The 25085-nt window shown below is 67.6% G+C and carries 22 protein-coding genes, 3 tRNA genes and 1 pseudogene; 12 read left to right on the top strand and 14 right to left on the bottom strand.

Annotated features, from left to right (window positions below; all coding sequences use genetic code 11):
• Positions 1–35: 35 nt before the first annotated feature.
• Entirely contained in the window at positions 36–875 is an 840-nt protein-coding gene (locus tag ACXMYJ_RS17215; protein ID WP_460357879.1) for an SDR family NAD(P)-dependent oxidoreductase, read from the bottom strand.
• Entirely contained in the window at positions 872–1225 is a 354-nt protein-coding gene (locus tag ACXMYJ_RS17210) for a nuclear transport factor 2 family protein (RefSeq protein WP_460357877.1), read from the bottom strand. The genes ACXMYJ_RS17215 and ACXMYJ_RS17210 overlap by 4 nt, the downstream gene beginning before the upstream one ends.
• A 138-nt stretch (positions 1226–1363) precedes the next feature.
• On the opposite strand from ACXMYJ_RS17210, the gene ACXMYJ_RS17205 reads away from it, so the two are divergent.
• On the top strand, positions 1364–2194 hold the full coding sequence (locus tag ACXMYJ_RS17205; RefSeq protein ID WP_460357978.1) for a MerR family transcriptional regulator: 831 nt from the start codon (positions 1364–1366) through the stop codon (positions 2192–2194).
• A gap of 71 nt (positions 2195–2265) precedes the next feature.
• On the opposite strand, the gene ACXMYJ_RS17200 is transcribed toward ACXMYJ_RS17205, so the two are convergent.
• Positions 2266–2832 (bottom strand): dihydrofolate reductase family protein, encoded by a 567-nt coding sequence (locus ACXMYJ_RS17200; RefSeq protein WP_460357874.1) that lies wholly within the window; start codon positions 2830–2832, stop codon positions 2266–2268.
• A 464-nt stretch (positions 2833–3296) separates the two neighbouring features.
• Positions 3297–3382, bottom strand: a tRNA-Leu gene (locus tag ACXMYJ_RS17195).
• A gap of 248 nt (positions 3383–3630) precedes the next feature.
• Between ACXMYJ_RS17195 and ACXMYJ_RS17190 the strand changes: the two genes are divergently transcribed.
• From ACXMYJ_RS17190 to pknB, 7 genes are all read left to right on the top strand, one after another.
• Positions 3631–5049, top strand: a complete 1419-nt coding sequence (locus tag ACXMYJ_RS17190) for a DUF3662 and FHA domain-containing protein (protein ID WP_460357871.1) — start codon at positions 3631–3633, stop codon at positions 5047–5049.
• A 99-nt stretch (positions 5050–5148) separates the two neighbouring features.
• Positions 5149–5616, top strand: coding sequence for an FHA domain-containing protein FhaB/FipA (locus tag ACXMYJ_RS17185; RefSeq protein WP_260756145.1), 468 nt, complete (start codon positions 5149–5151; stop codon positions 5614–5616).
• Positions 5613–7175, top strand: a complete 1563-nt coding sequence (locus ACXMYJ_RS17180) for a PP2C family protein-serine/threonine phosphatase (RefSeq protein WP_460357868.1) — start codon at positions 5613–5615, stop codon at positions 7173–7175. The genes ACXMYJ_RS17185 and ACXMYJ_RS17180 overlap by 4 nt, the downstream gene beginning before the upstream one ends.
• On the top strand, positions 7172–8584 hold the full coding sequence (locus tag ACXMYJ_RS17175) for an FtsW/RodA/SpoVE family cell cycle protein (protein ID WP_260756143.1): 1413 nt from the start codon (positions 7172–7174) through the stop codon (positions 8582–8584). The genes ACXMYJ_RS17180 and ACXMYJ_RS17175 overlap by 4 nt, the downstream gene beginning before the upstream one ends.
• The gene (gene pbpA / locus ACXMYJ_RS17170) at positions 8581–10056 is read left to right on the top strand and encodes a D,D-transpeptidase PbpA (RefSeq protein WP_260756142.1); all 1476 of its coding nucleotides are present in this window, start codon (positions 8581–8583) and stop codon (positions 10054–10056) included. Before ACXMYJ_RS17175 ends, pbpA begins: the two co-directional genes overlap by 4 nt.
• 103 nt (positions 10057–10159) lie before the next feature.
• Positions 10160–11455, top strand: coding sequence for a protein kinase domain-containing protein (locus tag ACXMYJ_RS17165; RefSeq protein ID WP_260756141.1), 1296 nt, complete (start codon positions 10160–10162; stop codon positions 11453–11455).
• On the top strand, positions 11452–13329 hold the full coding sequence (pknB, locus tag ACXMYJ_RS17160; RefSeq protein WP_460357864.1) for a Stk1 family PASTA domain-containing Ser/Thr kinase: 1878 nt from the start codon (positions 11452–11454) through the stop codon (positions 13327–13329). Before ACXMYJ_RS17165 ends, pknB begins: the two co-directional genes overlap by 4 nt.
• Here pknB and ACXMYJ_RS17155 read toward each other — a convergent pair.
• The 3 genes from ACXMYJ_RS17155 to ACXMYJ_RS17145 form a co-directional block, all read right to left on the bottom strand.
• Complete coding sequence (locus ACXMYJ_RS17155; protein ID WP_460357862.1) at positions 13307–14011, bottom strand: aminodeoxychorismate/anthranilate synthase component II; 705 nt, start codon at positions 14009–14011, stop codon at positions 13307–13309. The two genes, pknB and ACXMYJ_RS17155, sit on opposite strands and share 23 nt — an antisense overlap.
• Positions 14012–14045: 34 nt before the next feature.
• Positions 14046–15203 (bottom strand): PE-PPE domain-containing protein, encoded by a 1158-nt coding sequence (locus ACXMYJ_RS17150; RefSeq protein ID WP_460357860.1) that lies wholly within the window; start codon positions 15201–15203, stop codon positions 14046–14048.
• A 241-nt stretch (positions 15204–15444) separates the two neighbouring features.
• Positions 15445–16206, bottom strand: coding sequence for a DUF881 domain-containing protein (locus tag ACXMYJ_RS17145; protein ID WP_443189277.1), 762 nt, complete (start codon positions 16204–16206; stop codon positions 15445–15447).
• Between the two features lie 122 nt (positions 16207–16328).
• Between ACXMYJ_RS17145 and crgA the strand changes: the two genes are divergently transcribed.
• Positions 16329–16610 (top strand): cell division protein CrgA, encoded by a 282-nt coding sequence (crgA, locus tag ACXMYJ_RS17140; RefSeq protein WP_260756136.1) that lies wholly within the window; start codon positions 16329–16331, stop codon positions 16608–16610.
• A gap of 156 nt (positions 16611–16766) precedes the next feature.
• Positions 16767–17201 (top strand): PH domain-containing protein, encoded by a 435-nt coding sequence (locus ACXMYJ_RS17135; RefSeq protein WP_443189278.1) that lies wholly within the window; start codon positions 16767–16769, stop codon positions 17199–17201.
• On the opposite strand, the gene ACXMYJ_RS17130 is transcribed toward ACXMYJ_RS17135, so the two are convergent.
• Positions 17198–17725: a peptidylprolyl isomerase gene (locus ACXMYJ_RS17130; protein WP_260756134.1), complete on the bottom strand. Its 528-nt coding sequence runs from the start codon at positions 17723–17725 to the stop codon at positions 17198–17200. The two genes, ACXMYJ_RS17135 and ACXMYJ_RS17130, sit on opposite strands and share 4 nt — an antisense overlap.
• A gap of 106 nt (positions 17726–17831) precedes the next feature.
• On the opposite strand from ACXMYJ_RS17130, the gene cwsA reads away from it, so the two are divergent.
• Positions 17832–18266, top strand: a complete 435-nt coding sequence (gene cwsA, locus ACXMYJ_RS17125; protein ID WP_443189279.1) for a cell wall synthesis protein CwsA — start codon at positions 17832–17834, stop codon at positions 18264–18266.
• A 9-nt stretch (positions 18267–18275) separates the two neighbouring features.
• On the top strand, positions 18276–19640 hold the full coding sequence (locus tag ACXMYJ_RS17120; RefSeq protein WP_460357854.1) for an L-serine ammonia-lyase: 1365 nt from the start codon (positions 18276–18278) through the stop codon (positions 19638–19640).
• Positions 19641–19667: 27 nt separating this feature from the next.
• Here the strand turns inward: ACXMYJ_RS17120 and ACXMYJ_RS17115 are convergent.
• The 6 genes and pseudogenes from ACXMYJ_RS17115 to ACXMYJ_RS17090 all read right to left on the bottom strand — a co-directional run.
• Positions 19668–19740 (bottom strand) — tRNA-Ala (locus ACXMYJ_RS17115).
• 7 nt (positions 19741–19747) lie between these two features.
• Positions 19748–19870, bottom strand: coding sequence for a hypothetical protein (locus ACXMYJ_RS17110; RefSeq protein WP_443189232.1), 123 nt, complete (start codon positions 19868–19870; stop codon positions 19748–19750).
• 17 nt (positions 19871–19887) lie between these two features.
• A tRNA-Ile gene (locus tag ACXMYJ_RS17105) sits at positions 19888–19961 on the bottom strand.
• Positions 19962–20033: 72 nt separating this feature from the next.
• A complete protein-coding gene (locus tag ACXMYJ_RS17100; protein WP_460357852.1) occupies positions 20034–20987 on the bottom strand; it encodes a DUF3566 domain-containing protein in 954 nt (317 codons plus the stop codon).
• Entirely contained in the window at positions 20988–24776 is a 3789-nt protein-coding gene (gyrA, locus tag ACXMYJ_RS17095) for an intein-containing DNA gyrase subunit A (RefSeq protein WP_460357849.1), read from the bottom strand.
• A 46-nt stretch (positions 24777–24822) separates the two neighbouring features.
• Positions 24823–25085: pseudogene (locus ACXMYJ_RS17090) on the bottom strand (DNA topoisomerase IV subunit B); the annotation flags it as partial.

Below are 25085 nucleotides of genomic sequence, written 5' to 3'. Positions count from 1 at the left end.
GACAACTCACGCCCGCCAAAGCGCCTTGAGGCCCGTCAGGTAGGGAAATCGGCGCTACGAGAGAGTGTTTCGTTCGCCCGGATGTCGGCCAGTTTTTCCTCCAGCGTATCGATCACGGCGTCGTATCCGCTGTTGCCCAGGACGAGCCGACGGGGCGGTGAGTCCTGGGCCATCGCTGCGATTACTGCACGGGCACCACGGCGCGGATCGCCGGGTTGCACACCGTCCATCCCGACGAAGACGGCGCGGACCTCTTCGAGCATGTTGTGGTAGTCCGGGATCGGCTCGTCGACGGGTTCGTCGGCGAATCCCGTGTAGGCGTTGGTGCGAAACGCTCCCGGTTCGACGGTCAATACGGAGATGCCGAATGGAGCGACCTCGTCGTGCAGCGCGTCGGTGATCGCTTCGATGGCGAACTTGGTCGCGCTGTAGTAGCCGAACCCGGTGGCGGGGACCAGCCCGGCCACCGAGGAGACATTGACGATCAACCCGTTGCCGCGGGCACGCATCCCCGGCAGCACTGCGCGGGTCACGGACAGCACGGCGAAGAAGTTCAGCTCGAACATCGACCGCACCGCGGATTCGTCCATCCCCTCGATCGATCCGAACCAACCGCGTCCGGCGTTGTTCACCAGCACATCGATGCCGCCGAAGCGATCCTCGGCGGCACGCATCGCACGCTGGATCTGCGTTGCATCGGTGAGTTCCAGTGGGACGACGAGAACGCGGTCGCCGTACTGTTCGGCCCACGTCGCCAGCTCCTGCGGACGCCGGGAGGTAAGTACCACGCGGTCGCCGGTCTCGAGTGCTGCCTCGGCGAACGCCATTCCGAAGTTACCGGGGGTGCCGCCGGTGATGAACCAACGTCGCGTCATGGCTCGATCACCACCCGGCTGATGACAATGCCGTCGAGGGTGAAGCGGTAGTGCAGGTCGGCGACCCCGCCCGGGAAGTTGCCCGTGAGGTGCTGCCCGACCTCGGCAGTCGTACCGGTCTGCCGTTCAAGCACTGTCGCGCTGGTGATCTCGGTGGTGTAGGTGTACTCGGCGGCCGCGGTGGCCACCCAGGTCCCGATCTCGTCATGCCCCCTGTAGTCGTGGCCTTCGTCGGTCACCACGGCATCGGTGGTGAGTGTGGCCAGCACTTGATCCACCTCACGGGTATCGAGCGCAGTCATGAACGTTTTGACAGTATCCGGGAGTGCTTCCCATTCTGTTGTGGTCATAGCCCCACGATGGAGCTTCCCGCAAGGGGAAGGTCAACCCGATGTTGCGAGCTTGGCCGCGACGTTGACCTTGACCCAGGGGGAGGCTTCAGGATGGCCTCGTTCGACGTAGGCGAGGGCGACGCGGAGGAGGACGCCATGGGCGCACAGGTCTCGATCGGTGACTTCGCGGTGATGACCAGTCTGAGCAGAAAGGCGTTAGGTCACTACCACGACATCGGCATTCTCGAACCCGCACACATCGACCCCTACACCGGCTACCGGTTCTACGACACCAGCCAGGTCGATCACGCGCACATCATCCGCCGGTTCCGGTCATTGGGCATGTCCATCCCCGACATCAAGGCGCTGCTGAGCACCGACGACGCCGGGGCCCGCACCGACATCATCACCACCCATCTCGAGCACATGGAGGCACAACTGCAGCAGACCCGTGACGCCGTTGGCGCGCTTCGCGAGTTGCTCTCCCCAGTGCGCACGCCCACCGACGTCACGTTGCGTCGCGAACCGGGGCTTGCCGTGTGGTCGGTCGGCGCGATCATCGACACCTCAGAGATCGACGACTGGTTCGGCGCGTCGCTGACCACACTGCACCAGGCCGTCTCCATGGCCACAGGCACACAAACCGCTGTAGTACCCGGCGGCCTCTACGACCGGGCGCTGTTCCTCGAACAGCGCGGTAGCGCAACCATGTTCGTCGAAGCACCCCCGTCTGCCAATCCCCCGGAGGGCGTCCGCGCCGAGGTCCTACCCAGAGCCGAATTCGCGGTGCTCACCCACCCGGGCGGTCACGACGGCATCGACCGTAGCTACGCAGCCCTAGGCATCTACGTCAACGAGCATCTGATCAGCAGCCCGGGACCCATCCGCGAGCACTACCTCGGCGGCACGCACGAAGATCCGGCGAGGTTCACCGCCACCGAGATCTGCTGGCCGGTCTTCAGCACCACCGCGGGGGCGGCGCAATAACCGACACTCACCGGCGGTTCACGCCGGGAAGTGGGGCGCCACCCGCGGCTCGTCTGACGGCCGGTACCCGATCAGTCGCGATTCGCCTCGTAGCGCAGCAGGACCGTGCCGCCCGGAAAAGTGCGGTTCTCCAAGAGGCGCAACGAGATCCACGACGGCAAGGTCGGGAAGAACGGGGTACCCCCGCCCACCGCAGTGGGTGCGACCACGAGCCGGTACTCGTCGACCAGTCCGGCCTGCACGATCGGTGCGGCCAGCGTCGCGCCGGCCACCTCCAGGTTGCCGTCGGTTTCGGCCTTCAGCCTCGTCACCACCTCGACTGGGTCGCCGCGTTCCAGGCGGGAGTTCCAGTCGACGGATTCCAGGGTGCGCGAGAAGACGACTTTGGGCATGTCACGCCAGACGCGGGCGTAGTCAACGATCAATGGGGTGGCATCCGGGGCTTCGTCGGCGGTCGGCCAGTACGCGGACATCAGTTCGTAGAGCCGCCGGCCGTAGAACGACAGGGCGGTCTCCCGCTCGAAATCGTTCCAATACTGGTGCAGTTCTTCGCTCGGATCGCTCCAGTCGATGTTGCCCTGTGCGTCGGCGATGTACCCGTCCACCGACACGTTGAAGCCATAGATGAGTTTGCCCATGCAGCTCAGACTGCACCGCAGGGACGAACTCATCGCAACGCCACACGAGACCCCGTTGAAACCCGAATACGTCGCCCTTCGAGTGCTGGCACTGACCCGGACCGGTGCGAACCGGTGCGACGCAGTCACGCGGCGACGCCCTCAGCGGCTTCGATCAGCGTGAGCGCCATTGCGGACCCGGCCGCCCCCGAGCTTGGGCCACTTGGTGACCTTGCTCCTCAAAGACGCTGTGCCGAAGATGATTCAATCGGGTCTCGTGTGCGCCGATGTGGGCGAGCTGCTTCACAGCGGTGGCCTCCGCCGGCGCCCTCCGTGGTCGGCGTCCTGGGGGTGCCGGACCTCGACGCGCTGGACGACTCCGTTTTGGAAGGCGTCATTTGGACCCCGGCGAGCACATGCCACCTAGGAGCTGCAGTCAAACGAAAGAGGTCACGCACTCCGTGGAGTCCGTGACCTCTGTCGCGTGGTGGGCGAAGGGGGACTTGAACCCCCACGTCCCGAAGGACACTGGCACCTGAAGCCAGCGCGTCTGCCATTCCGCCACTCGCCCGAATGACCGAGGGAGCCTATCACGCAGGCGTCCCGGCCTACCAACCGTACTGGGCCACCCCCGTGAACTCCAAAACGGGCCGTAGCGAAACTGTGACCTGCGCCGATGCGATTCTCACAGTTCTGTTGGTCACGCATCGCCCCAGATGGCGCTTACCATGCATGCAGGCATCGCCACCAGCCGACACGCTGGCGGCGTCACTGCGCGGGTAATACCAGCGCATCACGGCAAGGGAGGCGAGCGGGGAGATGGGGTTGGTCGGCCGCTTCGAGCGCAAGCTCGAGGACAAGGTCGGTGATGCCTTTGCCCGGGTCTTCGGCGGATCGATCGTTCCGCAGGAAGTGGAGTCGCTGCTGCGCCGGGAGGCCGACGCCGGCGCCCGCGAACTGCATGGTGGACGTATTTTGGCCCCGAACGATTACGTCATTACCCTCAGTGTGCCTGACTACCGAGAGGTGAGTGCCGATCCGGACATCACCGCGACCACGTTCGCCAAGCACTTGGAGGGATACATCCATGAGCAGGGATGGCAAACGTATGGTGATGTGGTCGTCAGATTCGAGCAGTCACCCAACCTGCACACCGGACAGTTTCGCGCGCGTGCCGCGGTCAATCCAGACGCGACCACAGTCGAACCCGCTCCACCCCCACGAGACGTCACGTCCCAGGCAGAACCAGGAGTACCACCGATGACCGACAACCCGACTTACCGCGGCGGCCAAGGACCGGGTCGGCCCGCGGACGACTACTACAACCGTCCCGAGAACCGTCCCGAAGACGACCGCTACAACCGTCCGGACGAGCAGCGCGGCGGCCACGCCCAGGGCGACCAGGCCCCCGGCTACCCGGAGCAGGGCGGCTACCCGGCCCAGGATCAGGGCTACCCGCCCCGCGGTGGCTACCCCGAGCACGGTGGGTACCCGGATCAAGGTGGCTACGCGGAGCAGGGCGGCTACCCTCCGCAGTCCTATGAGCAGCGTCCGCCGTCCGGTTACGGCCCGCCCCCGGGCTACCCGGATCAGGGCTACCGGCAGGCACCTCCCGGATACGGCCCGCCCCCCGGTGGCCAGCCCGGCTACGGACCGCCGCCGTCGGGTGACTACAACTACGGCCGTCGCCCCGATGACGGCGGGTACGGCCCGCAGAGCCGGCCGTCCTACCCCGATCAGGGTGGCTACCCCGATCAGGGCGGTTACGGCGGCGGTCAGCAGTCCTATGGCGGCCAGGATTACGGGCAGCCCGATTACGGTCGCTACGGCGAGGCCCCGGCCGGTTACGCCGACCAGGGCTACGGTGAGCCCGCCGGCTACGGCGACCAGGGTTACGGGCAGGCCGGCGGCTACGGCGGATACGGCGCCCAGGGCGACTACCCGGCCGCCGGTGCGACCGTCACGCTGCAGCTCGACGACGGCAGCGGGCGCACCTACCAGCTGCGTGAAGGCGCCAATGTGATCGGTCGTGGCCAGGACGCCCAGTTCCGGCTGCCCGACACGGGCGTGTCGCGCCGTCACCTGGAGATCCGCTGGGACGGTCAGGTCGCGCTATTGTCGGACCTCAACTCCACCAACGGCACCACGGTGAACAACGCACCGGTCCAGGAGTGGCAGCTGGCCGACGGCGACGTCATCCGGCTCGGCCACTCCGAGATCATCGTCCGCGTCCACTGAGGTCAAGCCGCTCGGGGGACGCGGTCGCGTGGTGCTCACGCCGATCGACGCCCACGTATGGTGGCGGTGCCGATAGGGCGGAGACGGAGAGGACGTCAGATGCAGGGCCTGGTACTGCAGCTGACCCGTGTCGGCTTCCTTCTACTGCTGTGGCTGTTCATCTGGTCGGTGCTGCGCATCCTGCGCACCGACATCTACGCCCCGACCGGTGCGGTGATGGTGCGGCGCGGGCTTCCGCTGCGGGGTTCGCTGCTTCCCAACCGCACCCGTAGGCATGTGCCCCGGCAGCTGGTGGTGACCGAGGGAGCGCTGGCCGGCACCCGCATTCCGCTGGGCACGCAGCCGGTGCTGATCGGTCGTGCCGATGACTCGACGCTTGTGCTCACCGACGATTACGCCTCGACCCGCCACGCCAGGCTCTCGCCACGCGGTCCGGAATGGTATGTAGAGGACCTAGGATCAACAAACGGTACATACCTCGACAGGGCGAAGGTGACGACAGCGGTACGAGTTCCGATGGGCACACCGGTGCGAATCGGCAAGACGGTGATCGAGCTGCGCCCGTGACGCTCGTCCTTCGATACGCGGCCCGCAGCGACCGGGGGTTGGTGCGCGCCAACAACGAAGACTCGGTCTACGCCGGTGCGCGCCTGCTCGCGCTGGCCGACGGCATGGGCGGCCACGCCGCCGGCGAGGTGGCCTCCCAACTGGTGATCGCCGCGCTCGCTCACCTTGACGACGACGAACCCGGCGGCGATCTGCTCAGCAAGCTCGATGCCGCGGTGCGCGAAGGCAACTCGGCGATCGCCGCGCACGTCGAGGCCGATCCCGAACTCGAGGGCATGGGCACCACGCTCACCGCAATCCTGTTCGCGGGCAACCGGCTTGGTCTTGTGCACATCGGCGACTCGCGGGGATACCTGCTGCGCGACGGTGAGCTGACCCAGATCACCAAGGACGACACCTTCGTCCAGACCCTGGTGGACGAGGGCCGGATCACCGCCGAGGAGGCGCACAGCCACCCGCAGCGGTCCCTGATCATGCGGGCGCTGACGGGCCACGAGGTCGAGCCGACGCTGATCATGCGCGAGGCGCGCGCCGGCGACCGGTACCTGCTGTGCTCGGACGGCCTGTCGGATCCGGTCAGCCACGACACCATCGCCGAGGCTCTGCAGATCGAGGACGTCGCCGAAAGTGCGGATCGCCTCATCGAATTGGCGCTGCGCGGCGGCGGACCCGACAACGTGACCGTGGTGGTCGCCGACGTCGTCGACTATGACTACGGCCAGACCCAGCCCATCCTGGCGGGCGCGGTGTCCGGCGACGACGACCAGAGCGCGCCTCCGAACACCGCCGCGGGCCGCGCGTCGGCGTTCAATCCAAAACGCAATGAAGCCAAACGCGTTGTGCCGCAGCCGGAAGAACCGCCGCCGCGTCCCCGCTCCAGGCGCCGCATGTTCATCGCCGCGGCGGTGCTGATTCTCGTGGTCCTGGCCGGCCTCGCCGTCGCACGCGAGATCGTGCGCAACAACTACTACGTCAGCGAGAACGCGGGCACCGTCTCCATCATGCGGGGTGTTCAGGGCTCCTTTCTCGGCTACTCCCTCCAGGAGCCCTACCTCCTGGGATGCCTGAACGCCCGCAACGAACTTTCCCTCATCAGCGCCGACCAATCCCGCGACAACCTGGACTGCCGACTGCTCGGCGTCGACGACATGCGGCCCTCCGAACGCGCGCAGGTGATCGCCGGACTGCCGTCGGGATCGCTCGACGAAGCCATCCGCCAGATCGAGGAGCTGTCCCGCAGTTCCGTGTTGCCGGTGTGCGCTCCCCCGGCGCCGACCACCCGGCCGCCGGCCCCGTCGCCGCGAGCCGCCCCGACCTCGGGACCGTCGCCGACCTCCGGCGCGCCGCAGACCACCAGCCCCGCACCCCGCACCAGCCCAGCACCCGAAACACCGCGCACGGTCACCGGTTCCGCTCCGGCGCCGGCGACGCCGTCTCCCGCGCCGCCGTCGCCGTCTCCCGCGCCGCCGTCGCCGTCACCCTCGGCCCCGTTGCCGACGGTGACCGCACTGCCGCCGCCACCGCCTGAACCGGGAACGAACTGCCGGGAAATCTCATGACGACCCAGCCGCAGCCCGCCGTCGCGGTGACGCCTGCGCTGCCGAACCGCCGCAACGCCGAGCTGTTCCTGCTCGCGTTCGCCGCGCTGATCACCACGATCGCGCTGCTGCTCGTCGAGGCGAACCAGGAGCAGGGGCTGCGCTGGGACCTGGCCCAGTACACGGTGGCCTATCTGGCGCTGTTCACCGGCGCTCACCTGGCCGTGCGCCGCTTCGCCCCGTACGCCGACCCGCTGCTGCTTCCGGTGGTCGCACTGCTGAACGGCTTGGGGCTGGTCATGATTCACCGGCTCGACCTCGCCGAGGGCGAAACCACCGCCCAGGGGCTGGGCGGCACCGCCAACCAGCAGATGCTGTGGACGCTGGCCGGGGTGCTCGGCTTCTCCGCTGTCGTGATCTTCCTGCGCGATCACCGCATGCTGTCCCGGTACGGCTACGTGTGCGGGCTGACCGGCCTTGTGCTGCTGGCCATTCCGGCGGTGCTCCCCCGCTCGATGTCCGAACAGAATGGCGCCAAGATCTGGATTCAGTTCGAGGGCTTCTCGATTCAGCCCGCCGAGTTCTCCAAGATCCTGCTGCTGATCTTCTTCGCCTCAGTGCTGGTGTCCAAGCGCGACCTGTTCACCAGTGCCGGAAAGCATGTCCTGGGCATGGATCTGCCTCGGCCCCGCGACCTGGCCCCGCTGCTGGCGGCGTGGATCGCCTCGATCGGCGTGATGATCTTCGAGAAGGACCTCGGGACCTCGCTGCTGCTGTACGCGTCGTTCCTGGTGATGGTCTACATCGCGACCGAGCGGTTCAGCTGGGTGGTGCTCGGGTTGGCGCTGTTCGCCGCCGGAAGTGTGGTCGCCTACTACGCTTTCGACCACGTCCGGGTACGGGTGCAGACCTGGCGCGACCCGTTCGCCGACCCCGACGGCGCCGGCTACCAGATGGTGCAGTCGCTGTTCAGCTTCGCCACCGGCGGCATCTTCGGCACCGGGCTGGGTAACGGCCAGCCGGGGACGGTACCGGCCGCGTCCACCGACTTCATCATCGCCGCGATCGGCGAAGAGCTTGGGCTGGTCGGCCTTTCAGCTGTGCTGATGCTCTACACCATCGTGATCGTCCGCGGGCTGCGCACCGCCATCGCGGTGCGTGACAGCTTCGGCAAGCTGCTCGCCGCCGGCCTGGCCGCCACCCTGGCGATCCAGCTGTTCATCGTCGTCGGCGGCGTCACCAAGCTGATCCCGCTGACCGGCCTGACCACACCGTGGATGTCCTACGGCGGCTCGTCGCTGGTGGCCAACTATCTGCTGCTGGCCATCCTGGTCTGCATCTCGCACACCGCCCGGCGCCCGATCGGCGCCAGGCCGCTGCCGCCGGGCAACATCGCGGCAGCCAGCACCGAGGTGATCCAGAAAGTATGAACACCTCGCTGCGCCGCATCTCCGTCATGATCATGGGTCTGGTCGTGCTGCTGCTCGCCAACGCCACCCTGACCCAGGTGTTCACCGCCGACGGTCTGCGCGCCGATCCGCGCAACCAGCGGGTGTTGCTCGACGAGTACTCCCGCCAGCGCGGCCAGATCACCGCGGGCGGGCAGCTGCTCGCCTACTCGGTGTCGACCGAAGGCCGGTTCCGGTTCCTGCGCGTCTACCCCAACCCGATGACCTACGCCCCTGTCACCGGTTTCTACTCGCTGAGCTACTCCAGCACCGGGCTGGAACGTGCCGAGGACAGCGTGCTCAACGGTTCCGACGAGCGGCTGTTCGGGCGGCGTCTGGCCGACTTCTTCACCGGCCGCGACCCCCGCGGCGGCAATGTGTCCACCACCATCAATCCGCAGGTGCAGCAGGCCGCCTGGGACGCGATGGAGAAGGGCTGCGACGGACCGTGCACCGGCTCGGTGGTGGCGTTGGAGCCGTCGACCGGCAAGATCCTGGCACTGGTCTCGGCGCCGTCGTATGACCCGAACCTGCTGGCCACCCACGACGTCGCCGAACAGGCCGAGACGTGGCAGCAGCTGCGTGACGACCCGCAGTCACCGCTGCTCAACCGTGCGATCGCCGAGACCTACCCGCCTGGGTCGACGTTCAAGGTGATCACCACCGCCGCAGCACTGCAGGCCGGCGCCACCCCGGACACGCAGCTGACCGCGGCCCCGCAGATCCCGCTGCCGGACAGCACGGCGACGCTGGAGAATTTCGGCGGCACGCCCTGCGGCGCGGGCCCGACCACCTCACTGCGGAACGCGTTCGCCAACTCCTGCAACACCGCGTTCGTCCAGCTCGGCATCGACACCGGCGCCGACCAGTTGCGCAGCACCGCCGGCGCGTTCGGCGTCGGCGAGGATGCGCCGGCGATCCCGCTGCAGGTGGCCGAATCCACCGTCGGCCCCATCGACGACGACGCGGCGCTCGGGATGTCCAGCATCGGGCAGCGCGACGTCGCACTGACGCCGTTGCAGAACGCGATGATCGCCGCGACCGTCGCGAACAAAGGGGTGACGATGCGTCCCTACCTGGTGGAAAGCCTGCGGGGTCCGGACCTGGCGAACATCGCCACCACCGCCCCCACCCAAGAGCGGCGGGCGGTCACCGAGCAGGTCGCGGATACACTTACGGACTTGATGGTCGCCGCCGAGCAGGTGACTCAGCAGAAGGGAGCCATCGCCGGCGTGCAGATCGCATCCAAGACCGGCACCGCGGAGCACGGCACGGATCCGCGCAATACGCCGCCGCATGCCTGGTACATCGCTTTCGCGCCCGCTCAGGCACCCAAAGTCGCGGTCGCGGTGCTTGTCGAGAACGGCGGCAACCGCCTGTCCGCGACGGGCGGCGCACTCGCCGCCCCGATCGGCCGGGCGACGATCGCCGCGGCGCTGAGGGAGGCCTCATGAGCCACCTCGCCGGAGGCGGGCCAATGAGCCACCTCGCCGGAGGCGGGCCAATGAGTCACCTCGCCGGAGGCGAGCCAATGAGCCACCTCGCCGGAGGCGAGAAATGAGCCCAAGAGTCGGCGTCACGCTGTCCGGCCGGTACCGGCTGCAGCGGCTCATCGCCACCGGCGGCATGGGTCAGGTCTGGGAGGGCGTGGACTCACGTCTGGGCCGCCGTGTCGCGATCAAGGTTCTCAAGGCGGAGTACTCGACGGACGCCGAGTTCGTCGAACGGTTCCGCGCCGAGGCGCGCACGGTCGCGATGCTCAACCATCCCGGCATCGCCGGGGTGTACGACTACGGCGAAACCGATATCGACGGCGAGGGCCGCACCGCCTACCTGGTCATGGAACTGGTCAACGGGGAGCCGTTGAACTCGGTGATCAAGCGCACCGGCCGGCTGTCACTGCGTCACGCACTGGACATGCTGGAGCAGACCGGGCGAGCGCTGCAGGTCGCCCACTCCGCCGGTCTGGTGCACCGCGACGTCAAGCCGGGCAACATCCTGATCACGCCTACCGGGCAGGTCAAGCTCACCGACTTCGGCATCGCGAAGGCCGTCGACGCGGCGCCGGTCACCCAGACCGGCATGGTCATGGGCACCGCCCAGTACATCGCGCCCGAGCAGGCCCTCGGCCACGACGCCACCGCGGCCAGTGACGTGTACTCGCTGGGAGTCGTTGGCTACGAAGCGGTTTCGGGTAAGCGGCCGTTCACCGGTGACGGTGCGCTGACCGTCGCGATGAAGCACATCAAGGAGACCCCTCCCCCGCTGCCGGCCGATCTGCCGCCCAATGTGCGCGAGCTCATCGAGATCACACTGGTCAAGAACCCCGGCATGCGCTACAAGTCGGGCGGTCCGTTCGCCGACGCCGTCGCGGCCGTGCGCGCGGGTCGACGGCCTCCCCGGCCCAACGCCGCACCGTCGATCGGGCGCGCCGCGCCCACCGCGGTGCCACCGGCGATCGCGCCGCGCCCCGTCGCCGACACCACCGGCCGTGCCCCGGCCCCGACGTCGCGCGCCCGCACCACCGGCAGCCACCACCGCTCGGCTCCGCCGGCCCGCAGCACCTTCTCGTCCGGGCAGCGGGCGCTGCTGTGGGCGGCGGGTGTGCTCGGCACGCTGGCGATCGTCATCGCGATCCTGATCGTCCTCAACGCCCAGGACCGCAAGGACCGGCCACCGCCGACGACCATCACCGAGACCCCGTCCAGCCAGACCGAGACGCCGCCAGAGACGCCGGGCGCCGCGCCTGCCACGCTGGGCGATCATGAACCGGATCGATTGTGGGTATCCCGGGCTGTTGACAGCCCGCCCCATCAGGTGACCCTGCACGTTCCAGAACAGAAGTTGCGATGACGACCCCCAAGCACCTGTCCGACCGCTATGAAGTCGGCGAGATCCTGGGCTTCGGCGGTATGTCCGAGGTCCACCTCGCCCGTGACCTGCGCCTACACCGTGACGTCGCCATCAAGGTGTTGCGCGCCGACCTGGCCCGCGATCCCAGCTTCTATCTGCGGTTCCGGCGCGAGGCGCAGAACGCCGCCGCGCTGAACCACCCCGCCATCGTCGCGGTCTATGACACCGGTGAGGCCGAAACCCCGACCGGTCCGCTGCCCTACATCGTCATGGAGTACGTCGACGGGGTGACGCTGCGCGACATCGTGCACAGCGACGGACCGATGCCGCCTCAGCGAGCCATCGAGGTGATCGCCGACGCCTGCCAGGCGCTGAACTTCAGCCACCAGCACGGCATCATCCACCGCGATGTCAAACCCGCGAACATCATGATCAGCAAGACCGGCGCGGTGAAGGTGATGGACTTCGGCATCGCCCGGGCGTTGGCCGACGCCGGTAACCCGGTCACCCAGACCGCGGCGGTGATCGGCACCGCGCAGTACCTGTCGCCCGAACAGGCCCGCGGCGTCAAGGTCGACGCCCGCTCGGATGTGTACTCACTGGGCTGCGTGTTGTACGAAGTCCTCACCGGCGAACCGCCGTTCGTCGGGGATTCGCCGGTCGCGGTGGCCTATCAGCACGTCCGGGAGGACCCGGTGCCGCCGTCGCAGCGGCACAGCGGCATCTCCCCCGAACTGGACGCGGTGGTGCTCAAGGCGCTGGCCAAGAATCCCGACAACCGGTATCAGACGGCCGCGGAGATGCGCTCCGATCTGGTGCGGGTGCACAGCGGCGAGACACCGGACGCACCGAAGGTGTTCACCGACGCCGAGCGGACGTCATTGCTGGCCGCGGGCCCCGCCCGTCACCGCGCCGAACCGGCCGATCCCGGGCCCGACCTTCCGGCGCAGTACGACGACGGCGCACGCCGCGGATCCCTGGGCCGCTGGCTGATCGCGGTGGCGGTACTCGCGGTGCTGACGGTCCTGGTGACCATCGGCATCAACACCTTCGGCGGTGAGACCCGGGCCGTCCAGGTCCCGGACGTAAGCGGTCAGGCCTCTGCCGATGCCATCGCGACGCTGCAGAACCGCGGCTTCTCGATCCGGACCCAGCAGAAGCCTGATTCGGAGGTACCGCCGGACCATGTGATCAACACCGAGCCCGACGCGAACACCGAGGTGGACGCCGGCGAGGAGATCACGCTGAACGTGTCGACCGGTCCGGAACAGCGCGAGGTGCCCGACGTGTCCGGCCTCAGCTACAGCGAGGCGGTGCGCCGGCTCACCGATGCCGGGTTCGAACGGTTCCGGCAGACGACGTCGACGTCGCTGCCCGAGCAGAAGGACCGGGTGCTGTCCACGGTGCCGCCGGCCAATCAGACCTCGGCGATCACCAATGAGATCACCATCGTGGTGGGCAAGGGCCCGGCCACGGCGCTGATCCCCGAGTGCGTCGGCCAGACTGTCCAGACCTGTCAGCAGGTGCTGTCGGCCTCCGGGTTCACCAAAGCGGTCCCGGTCGAGGTGGACAGCACGGTATCGGCGGGTCAGGTGGTCGGGCTCGAGCCGGGCGCCGGTCAGACCGTCCCGCAGGATTCGGTGATCCAGATCCAGGTCTCGCGCGGCAACCAGTTCGTGATGCCGGACCTCACCGGCCAGTTCTGGACCGAGGCCGAACCGCGGCTGCGCGCACTGGGATGGACCGGGGTGCTCGACAAGGGCGCCGACGTGCCCAACAGCGGTCAGCGCACCAACGCGGTGGTGTCCCAGAGCCCGCCCCCGGGCACCGGGGTGAACTTCGGCGGCCGGATTACGCTGAACTTCGCGTCGTAGCGGCCGCCACGGCGTCGGCGACCTCGTCCTCGAGGGCGCGCACGAGCGACTCCGCCGGGGCTTGCCCGCAGTAGCCCAGCCAGTTGGCCAGCATGCGGTGACCGCCCTGGGTCAGGATCGACTCCGGGTGGAACTGCACCCCGTGGATGGGCAGCTCCCGGTGTCGGACGCCCATGATGACGCCGCCGTCATCGCCCCCGTCGCTCCGCTGCACCCCGACGGTCCTGGCGGTGACCTCCAGCTCGGCCGGCATGGTCTCGGGCAGAATCGTCAGCGAGTGGTAGCGCGTCGCGGTGAACGGGTCCGGCAGCCCCCGCAGCACACCCTCATCCGTGTGGTGCACCGTGCTGGTCTTACCGTGCAGCAGTTCGGGCGCCCGGTCGACGGTGCCGCCGAATGCCACCCCGATCGCCTGATGCCCAAGGCACACGCCCAGCAGCGGAGTGCCGGTGGCAGCGCACGCATGCACCAGCGCGATCGAGGCACCGGCGCGCTCCGGCGTACCCGGTCCGGGGCTGAGCAGCACCCCGTCGAATTCGCCGGCCGCCCGACGGATGTCGGCGTCGGAGCTGAGGCGGTCGTCGTCGTTACGCCACACCTGCGCGTGCACCCCGAGTTGGCCCAAGTACTGGACCAGGTTGAACACGAAGCTGTCGTAGTTGTCGACCACCAAGACCTGCATTGGCACAGGCTACCGACAGTGCCGTCGCCGACGCTCAGGCAGCGCCGGCGGCACTCTCACGGCCGCCGTCGCCCGTGTCACCGTCGTCGTCCTCGGACGTGTCGGTAGGAGGCTCGGGCTCGGGCTCGGCTTTGAGGCCGGGTTCGGGGTCAGCGGACTCAAGCTCGGCCTCGATGTCGCCGGCCGGGCCGCCGGCGGACTCGACGTCGTCGTCGACGAGCACGGTGACGGGGTCGATGTCGGCCTCGACCAGCACCTCGTCGACGTTGAGTTCCTCCGGCACGGGGTCCGCCGAGTCCTCCGGAGCCACGGAGTCTCCGTCGGAATTCTTGGAGCCGCCGCGGGCTGATTCGGGCTCCTCAGCACCGTCGGGTCTGCTGCGGACACCGGGACCGCCCAGGCTGGGCGGCGGGGTTCCGGTACCCCAGTCCGCGCCCTCGCCCTGTTCGATGAACGCCGGGCGCTCGTAATCGCGCTCGATCAGCGGGCGCAGGAAACCGTCGAGCTGGTCTATCGTGTCGTCGTCGACGAACCAGTCCAGCCACCTCAACATCGGCAGCACGTCCGCCTTGATCAGCATGTACGTGGTGTTGCCGTCGCGGTAGACGAGGTTGTCGGGATCGTTGATGTCCACATCGTCGAAGTAGGACAGGTGCCGGGCGAAGGTCGCGTTGACCGATGACAACCAGCCCCACCGCGTAGGCCGGTCGGCAACGCTGTCGTATTGCATCGCCACCTCGAGGTGCGCGTAGGGCTGCACGTTGGGAAGGCCGGTCCAGAACAGGTTCCGGTCGTCGCCACCGAACCTGTTCTCCGGATTACCGAACGTGACGATCGTGACGCGAGCCGGGTCGGGCGCCGTGAACGGGTTCTCGGCCCACTCGCGCAGCCGGTGGTAGGTCGACGCCGCGCCGAGCGAGTACGCCATCACGATGATGTCGCCCTGCGTGGCGGCAACCGCGTTCTGAAGTTGGATGGAGCCCAGCGCGACGTCGAACGGGGTGCGGTTGTTGTTGATCGACGTGCAGGTGTTCCGCTCGCAGAACGCGCCGTTGAACGCGGTCTGGGTGGTGCCCTTCGGCTGTCCGGTGCCTTCGACCCCGAGCACTGTGGCCGCGGATCCGGTCGGAGTCCAGGACAGGCACACCGCTGCCGGCGCCGCCAACGCTGCGATCAGTGTGCCTCGTGCCATGCGATTTCTCGGCGCGCTGTGCTTCCCCATGATCCCCCGATCCGGCGCGTGCAATTAGCTACTGCCCCCAGCGCCGGTGACGGATGTGGTGTCTTCAGGCAGGCGCAGCTGCGGCTTCCGTGGTTGCTGCGCCTGAGAATAAGCTTTCTTATCCCAGATCACAGCTTGTCGTTGATCAGGAAAGATATAGCACGGATTTGCCGAGTGCGCCTAAATTTACGTATCTGGAATTTATAGCTGGTCAGTATCCGAGCGGGCCGAGTGGTAGCGCATATCGCAGGCGAACCGACTCCTGGTGGCCGACCAGCTCAACCTCGCGGACTTCCTCGGTGTATCCGAGCCCGAACCGGACCGCATAGCGCTTGTAGAGGGTGACCAGCGGCGACTCCGCAAGCGCGGTCTGCATCGCCGTGGCGTCCCCGATCGCCGAGATGACGTACGGCGGACTGTAGGTGCGCCCGTTGAGCAGCAGGGTGTTGCCCACGCACCGTGGGGCCGAGGTCCCGATGATGCGCTGATCCTGAACCTGGATGCCTTCGGCTCCGGCGCTCCACAGTGCGTTGAGCACGCCGAGAATGTCCTGCTGGTGCACCACCAGGTCGTCCGGCGACGCATCCCGCGGGAAACGCCCCTGAGCGTCGCGCTGCGCGTCGTTGAGCGTGACCACCAGTCCCGGACCACGCAGCGGCGTCAGCGCCGACTGGGGGGCCAGCGCATCGGCACGCTCGACCATCGCCGCCAGCGCCGCATCGGCGCTCGGCGAGCCGCCGTGGTGGTTGTCGATCTGTGAGGCGAGCGCATCCCGGTCGGCGGTGCGCCGGTCCACCGACTGCTGGGCTTCCCGAACCAGATCCACGAGGCGGGGGGCGTCGCTGCGGCGGATCTCGTCGCCGCCGGAGACCCCGTGGGTCACGCCGAGCAGCAGTCCGGCGGCCGCACAGACGGCGGGGACGCCGTAGCGCCACACTGATCGCTTCCTCCCGGAAGCGTGGCGGTGGTCCATCGGTGTCGTCTCTTTCCGAGGTGGCCTGCGAGCCTGCGTTAGGCTTTCCCTACACATCGTCGCACTGACCGGTCGTTCGTGGCACCGGTGACAGCCGCGGCGCCGATCGTCCGAAGGTACGCATGCCCAAGTCCAAGGTCCGTAAGAAGAACGACTTCACCATCAACCCGGTGAGCCGGACTCCGGTCAAGGTCAAGGCGGGGCCGTCCAGCACCTGGTTCGTGGTGCTGTTCGTGAGCCTGATGCTGATAGGGCTGGTGTGGTTGATCGTGTTCCAGCTGGCGGGCTCGGGTCCGGATGTGCCGAGCTTTCTGCAATGGATGTCCGACCTGAACGTCTGGAACTACGCCATTGCGTTTGCCTTCATGATCACCGGGCTTTTGCTCACGATGCGCTGGCGGTGACCGTTCGGCGCGTCTGGATTGAATCCATTGTGGAAGCCCGCCGTTCTCCCGCACGCCATCCGCGCGTCACCGGATCACACGGATGTTATTCATCCCCATTGGGGATAGCACTTGTGGATAACCGCGTTCGGCGCGGTAGGAGGGTGTGAGAAGCGCATGCAGCAAACACAGTGGGGTCCTTCGCCGGGAGGCATCGCGGCGGCCGGTCTGTTGGGGATTCTCATGGCGATCGCCGCTGTGACCCTGGTCACAGACCCTCCGGGCCGACTCCTGATCGGCGTTGCCGCCGCCGGGTTGGTGGTGTTTGCAATCATGTCGTGGCGCGCACGCCCGAAACTGGCAATCACCGATCGGGCTCTGATCTACCGCGGCTGGTTCGGCTCTCGAGAACTGACGCAGGAAGATCTCACCCGCGTCCGCATCACCGAGTTCCGGCGTATCGGCCGCAAGATGCGGCTGCTCGAGCTGGACACCACCGACGGACGGCTGCTCGTGCTGAGTCGGTGGGATCTCGGCACCGACCCGCTGCACGTACTCGACGCGCTGACCGCCGCCGGGTATGCGCCCGGCGCCGGTTCAGGCGACGTCTAGGAGATCGTCACCGACTCGATCACGACCGGGTCGGTGGGGCGGTCGCTGCGGTCGGTCGCCGTGGTGGCGATCGCGTCGACGACCTTGCGCGACTCCGGATCGACGACCTCGCCGAAGATGGTGTGGCGCCGGTTCAGGTGCGGGGTCTCCGTCACCGTGATGAAGAACTGCGAACCGTTGGTGCCCGGCCCGGCGTTGGCCATCGCCAGCAGATAGGGCTTGTCGAACTGCAGTTCCGGGTGGAACTCGTCGGCGAACTGGTATCCCGGCCCGCCGCGGCCCGTCCCGGTCGGGTCGCCGCCCTGGATCATGAAACCGTCGATGACGCGGTGGAACACCGCGCCGTCGTAGAACGGTCCCGACGAGCCGCCGGACGCGTTCTCCGTGCTGTACTCCTTGGTGCCCTGGGAGAGTCCGACGAAATTGGACACGGTCTTCGGAGCGTGGTTTCCGAACAGGGCGATCTTGATATCGCCGCGGTTGGTGTGCAGGGTCGCGGTCGCGGTCTGAATGGGACTCGTCACGAGAACTCAGTGTGCCACGTCCGGTCCGACGGCCAACCGGCCACCGTCCCGTAGGCGGGGATGGCAGTCTGGAAGGCGACATCCGACAGCCTGAAAGAGGTAGGCCATGAGCTCTGCGACCCGCGTGCGTCTGACCCCGAGCCAGCGGCTCAGCCGTGGTCTGAAGTACTCGACCGTCGGCCCGGTCGACGTCACCAGGGGAGCCGTGGGCCTCGGAGTCGACACGGTGCGGAACTCGGCCGCCTGGGCCGGCGCCCGGTACCGCCGCAGCAAGGTGGCACACCAGGTGAAGGCCGAATTGGCCGCCGCGCAGGAGACTTTGGCGGCCGAGGTGGCCGCGGCCCAGGAAGTCGTCGCCGGGTTGCCGCAGGCGCTGCAGAAGGCCCGCAAGTCCCGTCGCCGCAAGCGCCCGCTGCTGTTGGCCGGTGTCGCGGTCGTGGTGCTGGCCGGGGGAGCGGTGGCGTTCTCGATCGTGCGGCGCTCCACCCAACCCGAACCCTCGGCGCTGCCGCCCAGCGTCGAGGTCACCCCCAAGCCGTAGCCGCCGCTCATGGCCGCGGTGTCGGTGTTCGATTTGTTCTCTGTCGGCATCGGGCCGTCGAGTTCACACACCGTGGGCCCGATGCGGGCGGCCCGGCGCTTCGCCGACGGGCTGGCCGCATCCGGGCTCCTAAACACCGTCGCAAGGGTGCGCGTTGAGCTGTACGGCTCCCTGGGAGCCACCGGCGCGGGGCACGGAACCCCGGGAGCGGTGGTGCTCGGCCTGGAGGGCGCCGACCCCGAGACGGTGGACCCCGGCCAGGCGCGCGAGCGGGTCCGGCAGATCACCGATGCGCAACGACTGCGCATCGCAGGCACCCGCGAGATCGCGTTCGACATCACCGCCGACATCGTCATGTCGTTGCAGCCCATGCAGTTTCACAGCAACGGCATGATCTTCACCGCCCATGACCGCGGCGGCTCGGTGCTTGCGCGGCGGGTGTACTACTCCGTCGGTGGGGGATTCGTGGTCGACGAGGAGCAGGCCGCCCGGGCGTCCTCCGACGACGACGTCGCGCTGCCGTACCCGTTCCACACCGGCGCCGAGCTCGTCGCGCTGGCCGACGAAAACCGCTGCAGTATCGCCGATCTGGTGGCTGCCAACGAACAGGCGCTCGGAAACGGGACCCGCTTGCGAGCGGGCCTGCTGCGCATCTGGGCGACGATGCGCGAGTGCGTCGGCAACGGGTTGGCCGCGGACGGGACGCTGCCGGGAAGGCTGCACGTGCGCCGCCGCGCGAAGGCGCTGGCGCAGGCGCTGGAGAACAATCCCGCCGATCCTCTGTACGCGATGGACTGGGTCACGGTGTATGCGCTGGCGGTCAACGAGGAGAACGCCGCGGGAGGTCGTGTCGTGACGGCGCCGACCAACGGGGCGGCCGGCATCATTCCGGCTGTCCTGCACTATTACTGGCGATTCGTCGCGGGAGCCGACGAGGACGGGGTGGTCGAGTTCCTGCTCACCGCGGCGGCGATCGGGCAACTCTTCAAGGCCAACGCCTCGATCTCGGGTGCCGAGGTGGGCTGTCAGGGTGAAGTCGGCTCGGCCTGCTCGATGGCGGCAGGCGGTCTGGCCGCGGTGCTGGGCGGCACGCCGGCGCAGGTCGAGAACGCCGCCGAGATCGGCATCGAGCATAACCTGGGACTGACGTGCGACCCGGTCGGCGGACTGGTGCAGATTCCGTGCATCGAGCGCAACGCGGTCGCATCGGTCAAGGCGATCACCGCGGCCCGGATGGCAATGTTCGGCGACGGCAGCCACCATGTCAGCCTCGACACCGCGATCAAGACCATGCGCGACACCGGGGCGGACATGGCCGACAAGTACAAGGAGACCTCACGCGGGGGACTGGCTCTCAACGTCGTGGAGTGTTGAGCCGGTCGTGAGATGTTGATTTGTCTGTGGAGCCTAGGAGATTCGAACTCCTGACATCTGCCTTGCAAAGGCAGCGCTCTACCAACTGAGCTAAGGCCCCTCGTCGATCAAGGTACGTCGGCCTGCGCGGCAGGCAGGGTGTGCCATACCTCGGCACTGTGCTGGGTCCGCCACACAAGCACCGCGGCCACCGCCGCGATGGCCGCGCCGAGCAGAAGCACCAGCCTCATCGACATGTACCTTTCCGTGGGGCTAGGAGGACTCGAACCTCCGACCTCTTCGTTATCAGCGAAGCGCTCTAACCGCCTGAGCTATAGCCCCGTTCAACCGCACGGGCCGAGCGACGAGATTACCGCACCGACAACCCGACTCCCAAACCGCGGTGTGGTGACCTCAGTCGCGGTCGGCGAGCGTGACCTCCACGCCGCCCACCAGATCTGTCGTCAGGTTGTAGATGAACGCCCCGATGGTCGCCGCGGCGGTCATCAGCACGATGTTGACCAGCCCGATCAGCGCGGCCCCGCCGAAGATGGTGCCGCTGGACACCAGCTCCCCTCCGGAACTGCCGCTGGCGCTGGTGAGCAGGTCACCGACATTGCTGTTGAGCTTGCTCCAGACGCCCATGCCGCCGAGCACCAGGTACAGGAACGCCACGGCGATCATCCAGACGAAGAACAGCACCACCGACAGCAGCAGCGACACCTTCAGCGTGCTCCACGGATCGACACGCCGGATCTGCATGCTCGCCCGCACCGGACCCCGGTGTTGCTGCCGGGTGCCCGCCTGTACCGCGCGGTTGCCGGGTGCCGGCGTGCTCTTCACCGGCGGCTTGGGCTGCTGCTCGGTCGGACGCTCCGCCGGCCTGCGCTGCTGGCGGGGGAGTCCACCCGACAGGTCCGGGATCTCGCTGGCATACGCGGCACCCTGATCGGGCCGCACACCCGGCTCCGGCCGATTCGGCTCGGGACGCGGGACCTCGGGCCGGGCGGCTTGGTCCGAGCGGCTCACGTCGGGACGAGGGGCCTGCTCGGGACGAATCACTTCGGTGCGGTCATTGCGCGCCTGAGCCTCGGTGTCCTGGCCACCCGTCGGGGCCGCTCCGCCGGCGATGAAGCGGTTGAGCCGGGCATCCAGGCCGGCCTGCGTGCCGGCCCGGGGCGCGTCGGGATGCGCCCCCTCAGGAGCCTGTTGCCGGGCCCGGCCCGCCGGGCCCCGCTGCCACGGAGGTGGATCGCCGGCGTCGGCCGTCTGCGGCGCCCGGGAGCCGCCGTCCTGACCGGGACCCGCGGCCGACCCGTTGGCCGCGTCACCCGGACGCGGGTAGCCCGGCTCCTTCGGTGAGCTCACCTACGACTCCTCACTTGTCGGCGCCTCCGGGTCGGCGTTGACCTCGTCGGTGCTGTCGCCGGCTTCGGCGTTGCGTGCGATCGCGATCAGTGTGTCGCCCTCACCCAGGTTCATCAAGCGAACGCCCTTGGTCTGGCGCCCGGCCTTACGAACCTGACGCGCGGCGGTCCGGATCACGCCACCTCCGGAGGTGATGGCGTACAGCTCGGTGTCCTCGTCGACGATCAGCGCACCGACCAGCGTGCCACGCCGCTTGTCGAACTGGATGGTCAGCACGCCCTTGCCGCCACGGCCCTGGACCGGATACTCGTCGATCGCGGTGCGCTTGGCATAACCGCCGGAAGTGGCCACTAACAGGTAGGTGTCCGGACGCACCACGTTCAGCGAGAGCAGCGCGTCATCGCCGTTGAACCGCATGCCCTGTACGCCCGAGGTCGCGCGGCCCATGGGTCGCAACGCCTCGTCCGTGGCCGAGAAGCGGATCGACTGCCCGTTCGCCGAGACCAGCAGCAGGTCGTCCTCCGCGGAGCACAGCACCGCGCCGACCAGTTCGTCACCGTCGCGCAGGTTCACCGCGACGATGCCGCCGGAGCGGTTGGAGTCGAAGTCCACCAGCCGCGACTTCTTGACCAGACCGTTGCGGGTGGCCAGCACCAGGTACGGCGCGTCCTCGTAGCTCTTGAGCTGGATCACCTGCGCGATCCGCTCGTTGGGCTGGAAGGCCAGCAGGTTGGCGACGTGCTGACCGCGTGCGGTCCGCGAGGCCTCGGGCAGTTCGTAGGCCTTGGCCCGGTACACCCGGCCCTGCGTGGTGAAGAACAGGATCCAGTCATGCGTCGAGCAGACGAAGAAGTGGTTGACGATGTCGTCCTGCTTGAGCCCCGCACCCTGCACGCCCTTACCGCCGCGCTTCTGGCTGCGGTACAGGTCGGTCTTCGTGCGCTTGGCGTAACCGGTCTCAGTGATCGTGACGACCACGTCTTCCCGCGCGATCAGATCCTCGTCGGCGACATCGCCGTCGGCCGGGACGATCCGGGTGCGGCGGTCGTCGCCGTGCTTGTCGACGATCTCCTTGAGCTCGTCGTGCACGATCGCGCGCTGCCGCTCCGGCTTGGCCAGGATGTCCTCGAGGTCGGCGATCTCGGCCTCGATCTTGGCCAGATCGTCGACGATGCGCTGACGTTCCAGGGCGGCCAGGCGCCGCAGCTGCATGTCCAGGATGGCCTGGGCCTGGATCTCGTCGATGTCGAGCAACTCGATCAGGCCGTTGCGGGCGATCTCGACGGTCTCGGAGGCGCGGATCAACGCGATCACCTCGTCGAGTGCGTCGAGCGCCTTGACCAGACCGCGCAGGATGTGGGCCCGTTCGTTGGCCTTACGCAGCCGGTAGCGGGTGCGCCGGACGATGACATCCAACTGGTGGTTGACGTAGTGGCGGATCAGCTGGTCGAGGCGCAGCGTGCGCGGCACCCCGTCGACGATCGCCAGCATGTTGGCGCCGAAGCTGGTTTGCAGCTGGGTGTGCTTGTAGAGGTTGTTCAGCACCACCTTGGCCACGGCATCGCGCTTGATCTCCACGACGATGCGCAGACCCACGCGATCACTGGACTGGTCCTCGATATTGGAGATACCGGCCAGCTTCCCGTCGCGCACCTGCTCGGCGATCGAAGTGATGAAGTTGTCGTGGTTGACCTGGTACGGCAACTCGGTGATCACCAACGACGTGCGGCCGCGCGAATCCTCTTCGATCTCGACGACGCCGCGCATCCGGATCGACCCGCGACCCGTCTTGTAGGTGTCCTCGATGCCCTGGGATCCGACGATCAAGCCGTAGGTGGGGAAGTCGGGCCCCTTGACCCGCGCCATCACCGCCTCGCAGGTGGCTTCCTCGTCGGCCTCGTGGTTCTCCAGGCACCAGTAGACGGCCTCGGCGAGTTCCCGCAGGTTGTGCGGCGGCATGTTGGTGGCCATGCCGACGGCGATTCCGCCCGAGCCGTTGGCCAGCAGGTTCGGGAACCGGCTCGGCAGAACCGTCGGCTCTTGCACCCGACCGTCGTAGTTCGGGATGAAATCGACTGTCTCCTCGTCGATTTCGCGCAGCATGTCCATCGCCAGCGGAGTGAGCCGCGCTTCGGTGTTGTGACTGACAAAGCCATTCGTGATGAAGGAATGGTCGTCGGTGTCCACCCGCAGGCTGTACACCGGTTGTACGCCGGCGTCCGTTACCGACGCCACCTTCGCGTAGTAGAAGCGACCATCGGTGAGCTCCGCGGCGATCGCACGGACATCGCTGTCGGCGATATGACTGAGGATCTCTTCACCGTCTCGACGCCACCGCGAGAGGCGATCGATCTTGTGCTTGCGCAGCCACTCCTTGTCGGTCCAGCGACCCCCGGCGCTCGTACGGATGAACGCCGCCAGGCCTGGAACGTGATCGCCGTCCATACCCGCTGCACGACCAGGAAGGTCGGCAAGCAAGCGCTGTAACTTGCGCTGCTTGGCTCCGCCGAAGCCAATTCTTGAGCAGAAGTCCTCGGCATGAGCTCGGTTGGTGATGACGACCTTGTGCTCACCCGTTGCGTGGAGGTATCGGCGTGAGATGACACCGAACTCCAGCAACATCTGCTGAACGTCTTTGGCCAACTGCCCGCTACGCGTCGAGTACGAAATCTGGATCGTGTTGCGCGGCAACGCCGAGCAGGAACCATCGCCTTCGAAGAGGGCCTGTAGAAATGCCCTCTTCACTGCGGCCGCGGAATTCCACAACCAGGCGGGCACCTTCTTGGCCGCGCAACGTTGGGCCTTCAGTCCAGACAAGCGGCTGTTATCAAGTGCCGCCATGTCCTGTACGTCGAGTTCCAGGAGGTTCGATCCCGAAGCGATCTGCCGCTCATACACGTACCGCGGGCCCCCGACAACGGTGTCGTAAGCCGCGACGACCATGTTGAAGTAATCGCGATCGAGGTTGTTGAAACCCGCACGGGACTCGCTCACGAAGCCTTCGCTGATGAAAGCGCCCAACAGCATCGCCTCCATGACATCGTGCCATTCACCAGGGCCGAACTCGACCGGCGGGGTCCGTTGCAGCACCACGCAATCGTCCGGGCGGATCTCTTCGATCAACTTCCACAGCAGCGTGGGAACACCGCCCACATCGACCAGACACAGCAACGGGTGATTCGCCGTGCCCGTGACCTCGAACCCCTCTGCGGTTCGAACCGTGAATGTCTCGTGATCGCCAGAGTGGAACAGCGCGTTGGCCGTCACGGGGTTCCCGTGCCTGTCGAGAACCTTCAGATCGATCTCGTTGTCCGAGTTCGACCGAGCTCCCGCGACGACATCGCCGATGCGCACCGACTGCCCGAACGGTAGCCGGACCATCGCATCGCCCGTGACGCAGTAGCGCATCGCGGCTGGCGGGTCATTGCCCGGCGAGCCGAAGTTGCCCTGCCCGTCGACCAGCGGGTAGCGCAGCGACCAGGGTTGGGCCATCCGGACCAGGGTGTCGTAGATCGACGAGTCGCCGTGAGGGTGGTAATTGCCCATCGTCTCGGCCACGGAGCGCGCGGATTTCGCGTGCCCGCGGTCGGGCCGGAAACCGGAGTCGAACATCGCGTACAGCACGCGGCGGTGCACCGGCTTGAGGCCGTCCCGCACCTCGGGCAGCGCACGGCCGACGATCACGCTCATCGCGTAGTCGATGTAGCTGCGCTGCATCTCGTGCTGGATGTCGACCGGCTCGATGCGGTCGCCTGCTTCGCCGCCCGGAGGCAACGTGGTGTCTGTCATGAAATTGTCCTAGGTACCTGGGTGTGCGTCATCAAACATCAAGGCATCAAACATCAAGGAAACGAACGTCTTTGGCGTTCCGGGTGATAAAGCTGCGCCGTGCTTCGACGTCCTCGCCCATCAGGATCGAGAACAGTTCGTCGGCCGCGGCCGCATCGTCGAGCGTGACCTGCCGGAGCACACGCACCGACGGATCCATCGTGGTCTCCCACAGCTCCTTGGCGTCCATCTCGCCCAGACCCTTGTAGCGCTGGATGCCGTCCTCTGCGTTGATCTTCTTGCCCGCGGCGCGGCCGGCTTCGAGCAGAC

This window comes from Mycobacterium sp. ZZG (assembly GCF_054786995.1).
Note: the sequence above shows the minus strand (reverse complement) of the source record. Positions and strands in the feature narration are given on the sequence as shown.

Excerpts from the sequence above, each read along its gene's own strand:
- ACXMYJ_RS17145 (WP_443189277.1), bottom strand. The coding sequence starts at position 16,206 with ATGGACCACCGCCACGCTTCCGGGAGGAAGCGATCAGTGTGGCGCTAC.
- ACXMYJ_RS17120 (WP_460357854.1), top strand. The coding sequence starts at position 18,276 with ATGGCCGCGGTGTCGGTGTTCGATTTGTTCTCTGTCGGCATCGGGCCG.
- ACXMYJ_RS17155 (WP_460357862.1), bottom strand. The coding sequence starts at position 14,011 with ATGCAGGTCTTGGTGGTCGACAACTACGACAGCTTCGTGTTCAACCTG.
- pbpA (WP_260756142.1), top strand. The coding sequence starts at position 8,581 with ATGAACACCTCGCTGCGCCGCATCTCCGTCATGATCATGGGTCTGGTC.
- ACXMYJ_RS17110 (WP_443189232.1), bottom strand. The coding sequence starts at position 19,870 with ATGAGGCTGGTGCTTCTGCTCGGCGCGGCCATCGCGGCGGTGGCCGCG.
- pknB (WP_460357864.1), top strand. The coding sequence starts at position 11,452 with ATGACGACCCCCAAGCACCTGTCCGACCGCTATGAAGTCGGCGAGATC.
- ACXMYJ_RS17205 (WP_460357978.1), top strand. The coding sequence starts at position 1,364 with ATGGGCGCACAGGTCTCGATCGGTGACTTCGCGGTGATGACCAGTCTG.
- ACXMYJ_RS17175 (WP_260756143.1), top strand. The coding sequence starts at position 7,172 with ATGACGACCCAGCCGCAGCCCGCCGTCGCGGTGACGCCTGCGCTGCCG.
- ACXMYJ_RS17210 (WP_460357877.1), bottom strand. The coding sequence starts at position 1,225 with ATGACCACAACAGAATGGGAAGCACTCCCGGATACTGTCAAAACGTTC.
- gyrA (WP_460357849.1), bottom strand. The coding sequence starts at position 24,776 with ATGACAGACACCACGTTGCCTCCGGGCGGCGAAGCAGGCGACCGCATC.
- ACXMYJ_RS17150 (WP_460357860.1), bottom strand. The coding sequence starts at position 15,203 with ATGGCACGAGGCACACTGATCGCAGCGTTGGCGGCGCCGGCAGCGGTG.
- crgA (WP_260756136.1), top strand. The coding sequence starts at position 16,329 with ATGCCCAAGTCCAAGGTCCGTAAGAAGAACGACTTCACCATCAACCCG.
- ACXMYJ_RS17165 (WP_260756141.1), top strand. The coding sequence starts at position 10,160 with ATGAGCCCAAGAGTCGGCGTCACGCTGTCCGGCCGGTACCGGCTGCAG.
- ACXMYJ_RS17200 (WP_460357874.1), bottom strand. The coding sequence starts at position 2,832 with ATGGGCAAACTCATCTATGGCTTCAACGTGTCGGTGGACGGGTACATC.
- ACXMYJ_RS17135 (WP_443189278.1), top strand. The coding sequence starts at position 16,767 with ATGCAGCAAACACAGTGGGGTCCTTCGCCGGGAGGCATCGCGGCGGCC.
- ACXMYJ_RS17190 (WP_460357871.1), top strand. The coding sequence starts at position 3,631 with ATGGGGTTGGTCGGCCGCTTCGAGCGCAAGCTCGAGGACAAGGTCGGT.
- ACXMYJ_RS17215 (WP_460357879.1), bottom strand. The coding sequence starts at position 875 with ATGACGCGACGTTGGTTCATCACCGGCGGCACCCCCGGTAACTTCGGA.
- ACXMYJ_RS17185 (WP_260756145.1), top strand. The coding sequence starts at position 5,149 with ATGCAGGGCCTGGTACTGCAGCTGACCCGTGTCGGCTTCCTTCTACTG.
- cwsA (WP_443189279.1), top strand. The coding sequence starts at position 17,832 with ATGAGCTCTGCGACCCGCGTGCGTCTGACCCCGAGCCAGCGGCTCAGC.